General features: G+C 49.8%; 8 protein-coding genes. 4 read left to right on the top strand and 4 right to left on the bottom strand.

Annotation, left to right across the window (positions count from 1 at the left end):
* Positions 1 to 67 precede the first annotated feature (67 nt).
* The 3 genes from ACFOET_RS09300 (at position 68) to ACFOET_RS09290 (ending at position 5,467) form a co-directional block, all read left to right on the top strand.
* The gene (locus ACFOET_RS09300; RefSeq protein WP_379021868.1) at positions 68 to 2,677 is read left to right on the top strand and encodes a putative LPS assembly protein LptD; all 2,610 of its coding nucleotides are present in this window, start codon (positions 68 to 70) and stop codon (positions 2,675 to 2,677) included.
* A gap of 7 nt (positions 2,678 to 2,684) precedes the next feature.
* Positions 2,685 to 3,947 carry a competence/damage-inducible protein A gene (locus ACFOET_RS09295; RefSeq protein ID WP_379021866.1) on the top strand — a complete coding sequence of 421 codons (1,263 nt, stop codon included), beginning with the start codon at positions 2,685 to 2,687 and terminating at the stop codon, positions 3,945 to 3,947.
* Between the two features lie 146 nt (positions 3,948 to 4,093).
* Positions 4,094 to 5,467 (top strand): dihydrolipoamide acetyltransferase family protein, encoded by a 1,374-nt coding sequence (locus ACFOET_RS09290; RefSeq protein WP_379021864.1) that lies wholly within the window; start codon positions 4,094 to 4,096, stop codon positions 5,465 to 5,467.
* Between the two features lie 16 nt (positions 5,468 to 5,483).
* On the opposite strand, the gene ACFOET_RS09285 is transcribed toward ACFOET_RS09290, so the two are convergent.
* From ACFOET_RS09285 to ACFOET_RS09270, 4 genes are all read right to left on the bottom strand, one after another.
* On the bottom strand, positions 5,484 to 6,860 hold the full coding sequence (locus ACFOET_RS09285) for an MATE family efflux transporter (protein ID WP_379021862.1): 1,377 nt from the start codon (positions 6,858 to 6,860) through the stop codon (positions 5,484 to 5,486).
* A 51-nt stretch (positions 6,861 to 6,911) separates the two neighbouring features.
* Positions 6,912 to 8,198, bottom strand: a complete 1,287-nt coding sequence (locus tag ACFOET_RS09280) for a PepSY-associated TM helix domain-containing protein (RefSeq protein WP_379021860.1) — start codon at positions 8,196 to 8,198, stop codon at positions 6,912 to 6,914.
* Positions 8,199 to 8,286: 88 nt separating this feature from the next.
* Complete coding sequence (locus ACFOET_RS09275; RefSeq protein ID WP_379021858.1) at positions 8,287 to 9,798, bottom strand: SusD/RagB family nutrient-binding outer membrane lipoprotein; 1,512 nt, start codon at positions 9,796 to 9,798, stop codon at positions 8,287 to 8,289.
* Positions 9,799 to 9,859: 61 nt separating this feature from the next.
* Entirely contained in the window at positions 9,860 to 12,928 is a 3,069-nt protein-coding gene (locus ACFOET_RS09270; RefSeq protein WP_379021856.1) for a SusC/RagA family TonB-linked outer membrane protein, read from the bottom strand.
* 87 nt (positions 12,929 to 13,015) lie between these two features.
* Between ACFOET_RS09270 and ACFOET_RS09265 the strand changes: the two genes are divergently transcribed.
* On the top strand, positions 13,016 to 13,957 hold the full coding sequence (locus ACFOET_RS09265; RefSeq protein ID WP_379021854.1) for a helix-turn-helix transcriptional regulator: 942 nt from the start codon (positions 13,016 to 13,018) through the stop codon (positions 13,955 to 13,957).
* The last annotated feature ends 137 nt before the right edge of the window (positions 13,958 to 14,094 follow it).

The following is a 14,094-nucleotide window of genomic DNA, read 5'->3' as shown; positions in this document are numbered from 1 at the left end:
GTTGTCAAATTTGAGGTCTGTTGCTGGTTTTTTTTCTTTTATTTTATTGTCTTTGACGGTATTTCCGGTGGCGACAACATACGGCCAGGAAAATCCGCTACCGGATAGTACCCGGATAGACTCGCTCAAACAGGCCAATTTCCTATCAGACACAACCAAGGTGCCCGCGGACACCCTGATGCTCGACTCCCTGAATAAGAACAGGCAAGACACCAGCGGCCAAGCGCAGCCCGATGGGCTGCAAGCGATGGTCAGCTGGGTAGCACAAGATTCTCAATATACTGACCTGCGAGAAAATATTCTTCACCTGTACGGAGATGCGAAGGTAAAATACGAAGGTTTCGAACTTTCTGCCGATTATATCCGGGTAAATCAAACAACGAACGAAGTTTTTGCCAGTGGGCGGTTTGACCACAACAATAGGTATGTAGGACGGCCCGTGGTCATTTTTCCCAATGAAACCCCGAAATCGGTTGATTCGTTGGTCTACAATTTCGAAACGGAGCGTGGCGACACCTGGGGAATATTCACCGAGGTGGAGGGCGGCTTCATCCAAGCGAGCAGGGTACGTAAAAATCAGTACAATGAAATGTCGCTTTACCACGGCATGTACAGCACATGTAACCTGCCCGAACCACATACGCACTTCGGCATTCAGATCAGTAAAGGCATTGTTACTGAAAATCAGATCATTTCCGGGCCGGCATACCTCGTCATGGAAGGTATCCCCCTGCGTTTCATAACCATTCCTTTCGGCTTTTTTCCTAAACCGAATAAACGTACCTCAGGCTTTTTGTTTCCCACATTTGGCGAGGAGCTCAACAGGGGGTTCTTCATGCGTGACATTGGGTGGTACCTTGCTTTTAACGACTACTGGGACAGCGAACTCCGCGGCACCCTATATTCGAAAGGATCGTGGGAAACGGCCGTACTGACGCGATACCGTGTCAACTACAAATATAACGGTGGATTTAACATCAACTTCGCCAACACAAAGAGCGGTGTGGAAGGCACCGCCGATTACCGTGCTAGGCACGACTTTCGGGTAAACTGGAACCACACGCAATTGCAACAAGCGAATCCAGGAACTACCTTCAGCGCAAATGTGATGTTCGGAACGAGCTCGTATGCTCACAACACAGCTGCCAATGCATCTTATAACTATGACGAGATCACACGGAACTCCATGAACTCGAGTATCAGCTATGGTCGGATGTTTGCCGATGGCCGCGTGAATTTCACGGCTAGCATGAGACATTCTCAGGACATGGCCAACGAGACACTGACGTTAGACCTGCCTGTATTTTCACTGAGCGTGAGTTCATTCAATCCGTTCGATTCGAAAGACCGCATCGGCGAGCAAAAATGGTATCAGCGCATCAACGTAAGCTATTCACTCACCGGAGACAATACACTTAACGCAAGAGAAACCGGTCTCTTCACGCGGGAGACGCTGAATCAGTTTCAGCACGGTTTCCGACATAGCATCCCGGTGAGCCTGTCCCTCAATGCGCTGAGGTACTTCCAATTCAATACCAGCGTCAACTACAACGAAGGATGGCACTTCCAAACCTTCCGGCAGCGGCTGGAAAACACCCCTGCGGGGTTTGAAACCGTGCGCGATACGATACGAGGGTTCCGGAGGTCATACGACTACTCCGTATCTTCGGGGTTATCTACCAAAATCTACGGCATGTACCCGAGGATAGGAAAAATACAGGCGATGCGGCACGTCATTACCCCCTCGGTAAACCTGAACTACCGGCCGGATTTTTCGGATGACATGTATGGCTTTTATCGCCGGTTTATTGATGCACAGGGAAACGAAACGCTCTATTCCATTTTCCAAGGCAGCCGCTATGGATCCCCCGGCAGCGGACGCTCCATGGGTATCGGGTTTTCCGTTGACAACAACATAGAAGCAAAGATCAGAAGTGCGAAAGACACGACCGATGGCGGGATAAAGAAAATCCCCATACTTCAAGGGCTTACGTTCAGCGGAAATTATAATTTCGTTGCCGACTCTTTCAAGTTGTCAAATATCAATTTTTCGGGACGTACGGCACTGTTTAACCAAAAAATTAACCTCAATTTCAACGGAACGTTCGATCCTTATGTTTTCGACAGTGACCAGGGAAGGCGCGTCAATCGCTTTGCCCTACAAGAGGGTAACCTGGCCCGGCTCACAAATTTTGGACTCTCCTTTGACTACAGCTTCAATCCAAAAGCCAACGAAAGCAGGCAGCAGGGACTCGACTCGCTGGACAACCAGAAGACAAATATGACTCCCGAACAACGGCAGGCACTCGCTCGGATCAGTTCGGACCCCAATGCGTTTGTCGACTTCAACGTTCCTTGGAACCTGGCGGGGTCTTTCAGTTTCCAGTATTCAAACCCGGGCAACCGCTCGACTGTCACCGCAACGCTGAATATCCATGGCGATTTCAGTTTTACACCTAAATGGAAAGTCCAATTCAACTCGGGGTATGACTTCCGGCAAAAAGAAGTATCCCTAACGCGATTCAGCATCTATCGAGACCTACATTGCTGGGATATGTCATTCGGCTGGATGCCTTTCGGACGCTTCCAAAGCTACAACGTTACCATCCGGGCTAAAGCGTCCATATTGCAGGACTTGAAACTGACCAAACGAAACGATAATTTCGGAGGAATTTAAGCGCGGTATGCAAGCAGAAATCATCACAATCGGCGACGAGATACTGATCGGTCAGATCATTGACACCAACTCCGCCTGGATAGCGCAGCAGCTGAACGCAATAGGAATTCATGTGAAACAGGTAAGTTCGATAGCCGACAACCCGGCAGACATCACCGTGGCACTTATGCTAGCTTCGGGACGTGCAGACATTGTCGTCATCACCGGCGGATTGGGACCAACTAAGGACGATGTCACCAAACAGACGCTCTCGGCATACTTTGATTGCGGCCTTCACCTTGATCCTGAAGTGCTGGCCCATGTCGAATCTATTTTCCAGCGCAGCAACCGGCCGATGCTCGAAAAAAACCGCAGGCAGGCCGATGTGCTTGATAAAAGCGAAGTGCTGTTCAACCAGGTGGGCACCGCTCCGGGCATGTGGGTCGAGCATCAGCACAAACGGTACATCATTATGCCGGGCGTACCGTTTGAAATGAAACATGTCATGCAGGAACGGGTGTTGCCCCGGCTCCGGCAACTCAGCGGACGAACGCCGTTGTGGCACCACACCGTACTGACAGGAGGCCTTGGAGAATCCTTTCTTGCCGAAAAAATCGCTGATATCGAAGCCGCCCTGCCTCCCCACATCCGCTTGGCATACCTCCCAAAACCGGGGATCGTGAGGCTGAGACTCACCGCTACCGGAGACGCGTTGGAAACACTGAAAACGGAAACAGCAACAATCTCCCAAAAAATAAAAGAACGTATTGGCGACCACTTCCTCGCCGATGAAGATACAACCCTTGAAGTGTTGATCCGCGACCTCATGAAACAGCAAAAGCTGGTGTTGGCCACTGCGGAAAGTTGTACCGGAGGAAACATCGCTCGTCTGATTACTTCCCTTCCAGGAAGCAGCTCGATGTTTGAAGGGGGAGCTGTCACCTATTCCAACGCGATGAAGATGAAACTGCTCAGCGTCAAACGGGATACCCTCGACACACATGGGGCAGTGAGTGAAGAGACCGTTCGTGAAATGGCAGCCAGGGCGCAGGCCTACTTTAACGTCGATTATGCGATTGCAGTGAGCGGTATTGCTGGGCCGGATGGGGGTACGCCCGAAAAACCGGTCGGCTTAGTTTGGATAGCCGTCGCAGGGAAAAAAAGTGTGATAGCCCGCAAGCACGTGTTCGGGCAAGACCGCGCAATCAATATTGAACGATCGTCAATCGCAGCACTGTTGATGCTTTGGCGGCTATTGACCGCGGAATTAGACGAGCGTGCCCGCCCATAGGTTTACTCTTCAGCATCGTTTTTACCGAATTAAAACTCGCATATAAAAGCCATAACAAAATTTAATTCTGTTGTTTATTTTTTGATCAATTATTTATGTAACTTAGACCGGTTTCATCAGTAGTACTGAACAGATCATTAATCATTATGGCGACATACAACTTACAACTGCCCCGTATGGGCGAAAGCGTATCTGAAGCAACCGTGGTTAAATGGCTGAAGCAACCGGGCGAACGCATCGAAGAAGACGAACCTGTATTGGAAATCGCGACTGACAAGGTCGATTCTGACGTTCCGTCTCCGGTATCTGGCGTTCTTAAGGAACAGCTGTTTGCGGAAAACTCTATAGCTCAGGTAGGCGATGTAATCGCCTTTATTGAGGTGGCCGGCGAAAACAACACGTCAGCTGTCGAGCCGCCCTCACATGCGTCTGAACCAATAGGCAACCAGGAGACGGCAATAAACGATATTCCCGGCATAGGACAACTAACTGACCGGGAAACCGAGCAGTCAACTAAAAAAGGAACAGAATCCCGCTTTTATTCACCATTGGTCAAAAACATCGCAACAGAGGAAGGAATTACACCGGAAGAACTGGAGCGCATTCCGGGCACAGGTGTGGAAGGCAGGGTCACCAAACAGGATATTTTCCAGTATTTGGAAGCTAGGGCGAGCAAGCCAGATGACAGCGCCCACCAAACGACAAAAGGCGCGAAACCACCTGTCAGCGAGGCCGGACGCGAAGTAGCCCAGCCTATGATCCCGAAAGCAGAAAAATTTGTGGCAGCTCCGCCAGCCGCCGCAATATCTCCGCAGGACGAAATTATCGAAATGGACCGCATGCGACGATTGATCGCCGACCACATGGTGCGAAGTGTACAGACCTCACCTCACGTGTGTTCTTTCGTTGAAGCCGATGTAACCACCCTGGTCAATTGGCGTAACAAAGTAAAGGACGCCTACGAGAAACGCGAAGGCGAAAAAATAACTTTCACCCCGATTTTCATCGAGGCAGTGAGCAAGGCATTGAAAGATTTCCCGATGGTAAATGTGTCCGTAAACGGTACCCAGATCATCAAAAAGCGCAACATCAACATCGGCATGGCTGCCGCACTGCCCTCGGGAAACCTCATCGTACCCGTCATCAGAAACGCCGATCAGCTCAGCCTTGTGGGATTGAGCAAGGCGGTAAACGACCTTGCCAATCGCGCGCGGGGCAACAAACTACAGCCGGATGATACGCAGGGTGGCACATTTACACTCACCAACATCGGAGCATTTGGCAATATCATGGGCACGCCGATCATCAATCAACCACAAGTGGCCATACTTGCTGTGGGTACCATTACCAAAAAGCCCGCCGTCATCGAAACGGAATACGGTGATATGATTGGAATACGCCACATGATGTATCTTTCACTATCTTACGACCACCGTGTTGTAGACGGTGCCCTGGGCGGGAGGTTTGTCAAACGCGTAGCCGACTACCTGGAGAATTGGGACGTGAATAGGGAGATCTAGGCGTCGTAGATCCCTTTCATCCTTGCGCTTCGGGCTGTCTATCTTTGCTCAATTTACACACTACCCTTCGGTACCGCAGATACAACAGCAAAGACGACGTAAGCAGGCCAAGGGTCAGGCCATACCATATCCCTTCCACGCCGAAATCAAGCACGATGCCAAACAAATAGGCTACGGGCAACCCCACAACCCAATAAGCCACAAAGGCGATGGCCGTGGGGACGTTTACATCCCCCATGCCCCGTAAAATTCCAAGGCCAACCACTTGGGTTCCATCAAACAACTGGAATATTCCCGCAATAATCAGCAGTTGTGCAGCAATAACAATAACCGTGCGATCCCTGGTAAAAATCCATGGCAAATAATCGTTGAATACAACGAAGATTAGCGCCATGGCTCCCATGAAGCACAGCACGATCAAGTAACTGGAAGACGCAAAACGCATCAGGCGTGGAAGATTCCGCTTTCCATAACTGTTGCCTGTCTTAATGGTCGCGGCGGCGGCAACACCACTGGCCATCATGTACGTCGTGGCAGCGAGCGTGATGGCTACTTGATGTGCAGCCTGCTCATTGGCACCGATTGTACCCGCGATGACAGCCGCTGCGGCAAAAGCACCGACCTCAAAAACAAACTGCATCGCTACGGGTGCCCCGATTCGCAAGATAGACAGGCATCGTGCGACGCCTACGTGTAACACATTAAACCGTTTCAGATACGGCTTAAAGTCAACAGAGCAGAAAATATAAACGCCCATGACAATGGCCATCAGACAGCGGTCTATCAACGTAGCATACCCCACTCCCCTTACACCCATCGGCTCCATGCCGAACATTCCTTTTACCAAAACAATCGATAAAACAATATTCAGCACGTTTCCCCAGATCGTGATGTTCATCGCCTGCCGTGTAAATCCTAGTCCCTCGGCAAATTGCTTGAATGCATTAAACATCATCAACGGTACGATGGATAAACTGAGGATGAGCAAGTAAGGCTTAGCCTCCCGCACTACTGCGGGATCCTGATCAAGATGATCAATTATAGCCATCGACCCGAAATAAATCAAGCAAAGGAGGGATATACCGGTAACGGCGTTTATCCATAAGCTATTGGACAGGAGCGCACCGCATTCATCAAAGTTCTTCCGCCCGTTCTCCTGAGCAATCAGCGGCGTTAACCCGTAAGCAATACCGATACCCATCACCATTACGATCATAAACACGCTATGCACCAACGAAACGGCTGCAAGGGGGATGGTACCTGCAAAGTGACCGACCACAATACTGTCTGCCGTCTGTACCAGCATATGCCCCAACTGGGAAATGATCACTGGCACGGCCAATGCCAGCGTGCTAACGTAATAGGGCTTATATGTCTTGAACGTTTGGCGCACGTCTTCCTCTCAGTTTGATACAGGCGCGCCAAAGGTACTTAAATACAAATACTAGTCAGCAACAAGCTCAGGTATTTTACGTTTCCGTGATGACGGCTTCTTTTTCATCTTGTTCAGCCAGATCAACGTGCCAGTAATGGGCAAGGACGTTGCGATAAGGCAGGCTAAAAAATACAGCAGCTTGGTGAACTGGCCATATAGATTGCCGATGTGCAGCGCCTTAATTGAGCCGGCAATACGCTCATTGAACGGTTTGTCCCTGAAGATTGTTATGTCCTTAACCGAAGCTGTGGCAGCGTCTATCTTCAGTTGATCACCCGCGGCCGGTGCAAAGAAACCCACCCGGTTTTTGGTGATACTAAGTATCGAATCTCCCTCGGCCGGAAACATGATGCGGTAGTCACCGCGGTATGGTAATGCTTCATCAGCAGCTGCTAGGTACTGCGCGATAGGCAACAAAGTCACCGCCGCTTTTTCCGCACGGTTTCCGGCCTGCCTGCCGCTGCTTTCAGCGCCATCCCGGCCGCTACTCTGCTGCGCGCTGCCCGCTGATCCGCCGCGGCTGCCCGCCGGTGCCTCCCGGTAAGTGCCCAACGTCTTTTGCAGCCCCTCGCGGTACCAAGGGAAAGACCATTGCGGACCGGTGACGCCCATCAAAAACAGGAAAATTAGCGAGTAGAATGCTAATGTGTTATGCAAGTCATGATTCAGGCGTTTCCAACCGCCGGTCCATTTTATTTTCAGCCCTTGGCGCCACGTGCGCAGCTTACGGGGGAACCAGATAATCAATCCGGTAATGACGCCCAACGTAAACAAGATGGTTGCAGCACCCGTTATATAGCTACCCAATTGCCGATTGGGCAGCTCACCGAAGATGGGCTGCTCTACTTTATCAAGCAACAGCCAGCGGTGCAAACTGAACATATACCCCATGAACTTGCCAACACGCGTCTCCTCCTTTGAAGTACCCAGGAGTTCACCGGTGTAAGGATTTACGTAATAGGTGGTCCCAAACCGGCTCTTGTCGCCTTCCGTGCGTACAGTATATTCAAAACTACGCCCCAAGTCTGCCGGAATGGCCACAGCAGTGACACGCCCACCCGATGATTGGGCGACGACAGCCGTCAGCGAATCGGCCGGGAGTCGCTGCCCCGCAACGGGCACCTCTACCTTATGGAGGTGCTTAGCCGCCATCTCCCGAAGCTCGGTATTATAGGTATAGATGGTGCCACTGAGACACACAACGATGACTACAATGCCGCTTGCTAACCCGAGCCACAAGTGTAAGTCGTTGAAGAATTTACGAACTCTTGCCCATGTTGTCAGTTGCCTTTTCATTGTTTGTTTAATTAGTAAGCTATTTTAACGTGGAAACCACCTGACCTAATACAGGTGATTCTCGGTGACGTTATGATGTTATAAGTTTCTATTCCGGATCCCACCATACGCGATTTTTAGTAATATCATCACCCCCTTGCTTATTGACCTCTTCTCTGTTTGTTTGGAGCTCGGTTTCCGGATACATCAACCGCAATGGACGCGCAGTGGCAGATGGCGCACTTTCGGAGTTGGGAAAATCAGGCAACCCCAGCCTCCGAAAATCATTCCACGCCTGAAAGCTATTTACGCTGTTAATAGCCAGCCATTTCTGCTCGATAATACGGGCAATCCTATTGCCCGCCTCGCCTAATGAAACTGCGGGCTGTGCGATATATATCGTTGCTTGCTCACCATCAAGACCGATATAGACGAATGACGCGGCTATTGCTTGGTTGTAATAGGTTGCCGCATCACCGCCGATCCACCCCCGCTCAGCAGCCTCCGCTTGCAGAAAAAGGCTTTCGAACGAAGACAGAATAACGGCTGGCTGGTCGAATGACTTAAGCAATCCAGCAGGCTGATTGCTATTTTCCGCCGGCCCCTTCAATGCCGATGTGTTCTCTGTGTTATATTCCTCGCTTGCCACCAGGTTACCAAACTTTACACCTTTGAACACACCGTTTGCTGTCTGATATATCTTTTCCAACCTAGGGTCGTTCAGCGTTCCATATTTATGGATCAGGTATTCCGTTGGTCTGATGTTGGTGTGGTTGGCTACAGTTGCACCACCCGCGTTGCGGTAGAACGTTTCGTAGAAGGGGTTCAATTTACCGGAAGTATTTAGATAGCCGGGATTTGAGTATGCATTTTCGCCAACTCCCAGGAAACCGGAGCCCTCCTGCACAATATTCTGGATTTCAGCGGCGATATAACCGCTTTGCGAAGACACTTCAGATTGCTGCAGCAACGCCCGCAGCTTGACGGTATTACCGAATTTTGCCCAAAGCGTTTTGTTTCCACCAAAAAAGATATCGTCATTGGCCGGCGCCACCGACGCCGACCGGATGTCCTGAATCCCTTCGGTGATCAAGTCAATTGATTTTCGGTAAACTTCCGCGCCCGGTTGATAAACCGGTTGAGGCACATTTGTGCCTTGTAATGCTCCGTCAAATGGCACATTGTTATAAATATCAACCAGCCGGATAAAGTGCCACCCCATCATGATCTTGGAAATACCTGCATAGAAAGGCGATTGTTCGGCTTCTGCTTGATCCTTTATTAATTTATAATATAACAAGATGTTATAGGTATTTTCCCAGATTTGGATGCCGTCCCTTGAGCCGCGAATACCTACACCATCGTAATATTTTATATCATTGAATAATGCAAGCGCCTCACTGGTAGTTCCCCAGTACCCTCCCCAGAACGCTCCCAATTGATTAAGCTGTACCGCTTCTTGAGCAGCCGTGCTGTTTAACGCTGCCGGAAGTTTCGCGCTCAATGTGAGGTTTTCGTTTACCGGGGCATTCGGGTTCACGTTCACGTCCAAAAAACTTTCGCAGGACGCCGCAAGAACGGACAAGCTTGATAAAACCACTATTTTAAAAATATTTTTCATTTGATAATTTGTTTCTTTATTGCAGTGAAGCTTTGCCTAAGCGATTCCTTAAAAGCGCTCGTCAGAATGTTACATTTACATTAAACCCATACGTACGCGAAGGAGGAATCTGCCGGAAGCTCAGGTATCCATCCGTTTGGTTATACAATGACTCGGCGTCTCCCAATGTATTTGAACTATGCCTGATGATGAACAAATTATTGGCAATGACCCCTATTCTCGCTCCGCTGATGACCCGCTGATTGGCCAGCCATGACCGGGGAAAAGTATAGGAAAGGTTTAATTCCCTGAGCTTCACATAGTCACCCTTGGCAGCCGTATTGATCTGCACATTACCCTGTGATTGCCAAAACGCTTTGTCGCCCCTCGACTCGATGGACGTATTGGGGCTATAAGTACCGTCTCCGTTGTCCACCACCGTATTGGGCATCACAAACGGCTCCCTGCCATAGGCTACCGTGGCCGGATGGGTACCGGCGGTGTACATGCGGGGAACAGTCTCGGAATAAATCCATCCGCCAAGGCGTGCATCAAATTGCAAGCCCAGTTGAAAACCTTTATAATCTATCGAAGAATTGAGCCCTATCAGGTATGGCGGCACCATTGTTCCGAGAATAGTATTGTCATCAACCGTGCTGGTGTTTCCGTTCTCATCTACAATTATGCGGCCTTGCGGATCCCTCGCGTAATCACTCACCTTCAATGTCGGATACGGCTGACCAATAATCGCATAGGACTGCCGGAAAATCCGGAATTCGCTGCCGGAGTACAGCTCCTTTACCTGGTTGTCTGTGTAAGAGAAATTAAAGCCGATATTCCACCTAACTTGGTTATTGCGAACCACTTCGCCGTTTACCGACAATTCGATGATGCTGTTGGTTAACCGGCCTGCATTCACGATAGAATTGTTATATCCGGTAGCACTCGACGATAACGCCGTAAAGATCTGTCCATCCGAATCGGAATATACATACGCTGCGTCGATGTTCAACCGGCTGTCGAACAACCCCAATTGGAAGCCCGCTTCATACGAGGTTACGAACTCCGGCTCGATGTTTTCGTTGGGATTGGTCAGCGATGGGAGAAAGCCGACGAGCGCCCCGTACGGGAATCCCCCGGACTGGCTATACGCGTTGTTGAGGCTGTAAGGCGATAGCGTAACGTTGCCTGTCCGGTTAAAGGAGGCATATACTTTGCCATAGTTGATTACCCGGCTACCGCTTAGGCTGCGAATTGCGTCGGTAAAGACAAACGACGTGCTGACTCCGGGATAGAAATATCCTCTGTTGGCTTTGCTCAGCACCGATACCTGATCATACCTGCCGGTCAGTGTCAAAAACAGGTAGTTCTGATAGCCGGCGGTAAATTCGCCGTATGTACCCAGCGACCGGTACTGGGTAATGCTGGCGCTTCCATCAAGCTCACCGATCCTACTTCCCGGGTTGAATAGTCCATCCAGCAATAAATTTGAAGCGGAAACACCAATAGCCTTCGTATCGTCCATCCGTACATTCTGACCGACAAGCAAGCGCGTGCTCAACGGACCAAAATCTTTATTGAAACGCAGGATCAAGTCATTATTTAAGCGCCGAAAACTTTCGCTGCCATCATTTACCGAACCATTCACGTTGCGGGCACCCACAGGTGAATACATTTTCCCGGTCGTAGCACGGGTGTCCTCGTTGGTACTGTAATAACCCAACCTGTAAATGGCCTTGAACCAGTCTGTAAACTGATAGTCCAGCTCAATCCGTCCGGTCAGCGTTTGCTGCTGCGCCGTATTACGCGTGTTGCCTGCCATAAAAAACGGATTCTTGGTACCGGAAACGGTATTGTACCAGTTAAGCGGATGCGCCGGACTGTCCGGATCTTCCCAGTTGCGAAATTGGTTCCAATCCAGGTTAGCCGGCTGCGTGTATACCGAAGCCCAGGGTCCGTCGGGGGTTGTGTTCCGATCGAAGTGAATGTAATTAACCGAATACGCGGTATTCAGCTTTCCGAAATTACGGGAGCCGTTGAAACGTGCGCCCGTGCGAGCCGACTTATCGCCCGGAATTACGCCCTTGATCCGTATGTCCTGCACAGATAGAAAGTAGGTCGACTTTTCGTCGCCTCCAGAAAAGGAAACATCGTTTTGCGTTGTCACACCGGTATCAAAGAAATCCAAGCGGTTGTCTCTGCCTGGGGCTGAATATCGGATCTCCGGTTGGACACCGTTGATTGGCGTACCGAAAGGCCGCATTGTCCCGTCAAACCTGGGCCCCCATGACTCAGCAGTTGTCGGAGAATATTGCCCGTTTTGACCCTGCCCAAATTCCGTCTGCGCCGGAGGCAACAAGAACACATCGGAAAATGTCGTAGCATTGTTGAACTGCACGGCACCTCGTCCTCGGGTTCCTGATTTTGTGGTGATCATGATAGCTCCGTTTACACCTTCCGAACCATACAGGGCGGCTGCATTGGCGCCTTTCAATACGGTGACGCTTTCAATGTCATTAGGATTCAGCCGTCCGATTTCGGGAATAGGCACACCATCCACTACGTAAATAGGGTCATTTTGCGAACGGTTGAATGACCGTGTGCCCCGTAGCCTCACCTGCACGGTAGGGTCGGTTTTCCCGGATGTGGCGTCACTGGCGTTGATACGCAGACTGGACACCTTACTGGCTAATGCCAATAAAGGATTGAAAACATGACCTTGATTGAGGTGTGCGTTGTCAACCGTTTGGGCTGAAGTCCCTAACTCCCGTGCCGAACGCTTGATCCCCAACGCACCGGTAACTACCACCTCAGACAACTCCCGGCTATCCTGTACCAATGAAATTAATAGGGTCTCCTGTCCACCGGTTACCTTCACCGCTTTCGGCAAATATCCGATGTTTGTGACGACAATGGTCTGGTTTACATGCGCACGGATGGTAAAGCCACCTTCGGAACCACTAAGCGCACTGCCTGAACGCTCATTTTCCTTGATGGAAATCGTTGCTCCGGCTATAGGCTGCGAAGTTTCCTGATCGATTATGCGACCGCGCAAGGTGACGTGCTCTTGCGCAAATAATGGAGCAACGCCTGCCCAAACCCCTACCGTGAGCGTGAAGAAGTATAATAGAATATGTTGCTTTATTATCATATCGATTAAGTGACGATTTTCTTAAACTTATTTAAACAAAGTCTAAATAATTATTAATTTTGGCGCAAAGATACATTCCAAACCGAAATGAGCATGACGGTAAACGGAACAGCGGTAACGCAAAACGGAAAAATCAGCGGCCCCTTCGCCCACTTTACCTGGATTGAATTTCGGGCTGTTGACTTTTGCTGCTTCTATGGCAAGGCTCCGGCAAGTCGTGACACGCCAACGGGCCATATAGCCCTATGCGGTTCTGAACCACTTATTAGAATTATTTGCTGTAGGCAGGGTAAACTTAGCATCGGCACAGGTCAGCAAAACGCTGCAACTACTATTCATCTGCCTGCCAACAGCCACAACCTTTGTTTCATACCTGCAGACATCCAAATTGTTACGGAGTATGATTTTACGCTGCCTCAGGAACTACTGATTGTCGATCTGAAGTTAAACGCGTTCCGGCAATATTTCCCATTAGACCATCACGCATTCACACCATTAAACGAACGGATAAATCAGAGCGAATTATCTGCCTTGAGCAGTGCAAGCCTTCCTTTAGGTCCGGAAATGATTTCCCTGATCCAAGCTATAGCGCATTGTAAACGTCCTCAATTTTCCAAACCCTCATACATCAAAGCGAAAATCATCGAACTGATGTTGCTTCAAGCGGAGCAGCAATGGAAATCCACTTACCAGCGTATGCCCACACTGCGCGATGATGAATTGCAACGTATTTATGAGGTGAGGGATATCTTACATGCGGAACCCGCCAATGACCATACCTTACTGAGTCTCGCCCATCGGGTAGGAACGAATGACGCTACATTGAAAAAACAGTTCAAACAGGTATTCGGCACTACGGTCTTTCATTACCTCACCGACGTCCGCATGCGACTAGCAAAAGAAATATTGCTGGAACAAAATGAAAAGATAGCCACGGTGGCCCAGCGTGTAGGGTATAAACATGCTACTCATTTTACTGCTGCATTTAAAAAGCACTTCGGTTACCTACCTACCCAAGTCAGGGCATGAGTGTTATTGATAGCATTGTCGTCCGGGCTGCCAGTAATGCTCACACGGCAACATAGCGCAGGCTAAGTATCGATTTAGATACAGAGGGGCTGGAACGCCGTTTTTTTTTAAGTTTGCGAATGCCATGTCGGGCGGTA

Origin of the sequence: Parapedobacter deserti (assembly GCF_042646065.1) — a bacterium.
Lineage (GTDB): Bacteria > Bacteroidota > Bacteroidia > Sphingobacteriales > Sphingobacteriaceae > Parapedobacter > Parapedobacter deserti.
Note: the sequence above shows the minus strand (reverse complement) of the source record. Positions and strands in the feature narration are given on the sequence as shown.

What these genes read in the sequence shown, in the direction of transcription:
- ACFOET_RS09295 (WP_379021866.1), top strand. Translation starts at nt 2,685, where the DNA reads ATGCAAGCAGAAATCATCACAATCGGCGACGAGATACTGATCGGTCAG.
- ACFOET_RS09290 (WP_379021864.1), top strand. Translation starts at nt 4,094, where the DNA reads ATGGCGACATACAACTTACAACTGCCCCGTATGGGCGAAAGCGTATCT.
- ACFOET_RS09280 (WP_379021860.1), bottom strand. Translation starts at nt 8,198, where the DNA reads ATGAAAAGGCAACTGACAACATGGGCAAGAGTTCGTAAATTCTTCAAC.
- ACFOET_RS09275 (WP_379021858.1), bottom strand. Translation starts at nt 9,798, where the DNA reads ATGAAAAATATTTTTAAAATAGTGGTTTTATCAAGCTTGTCCGTTCTT.
- ACFOET_RS09270 (WP_379021856.1), bottom strand. Translation starts at nt 12,928, where the DNA reads ATGATAATAAAGCAACATATTCTATTATACTTCTTCACGCTCACGGTA.
- ACFOET_RS09265 (WP_379021854.1), top strand. Translation starts at nt 13,016, where the DNA reads ATGAGCATGACGGTAAACGGAACAGCGGTAACGCAAAACGGAAAAATC.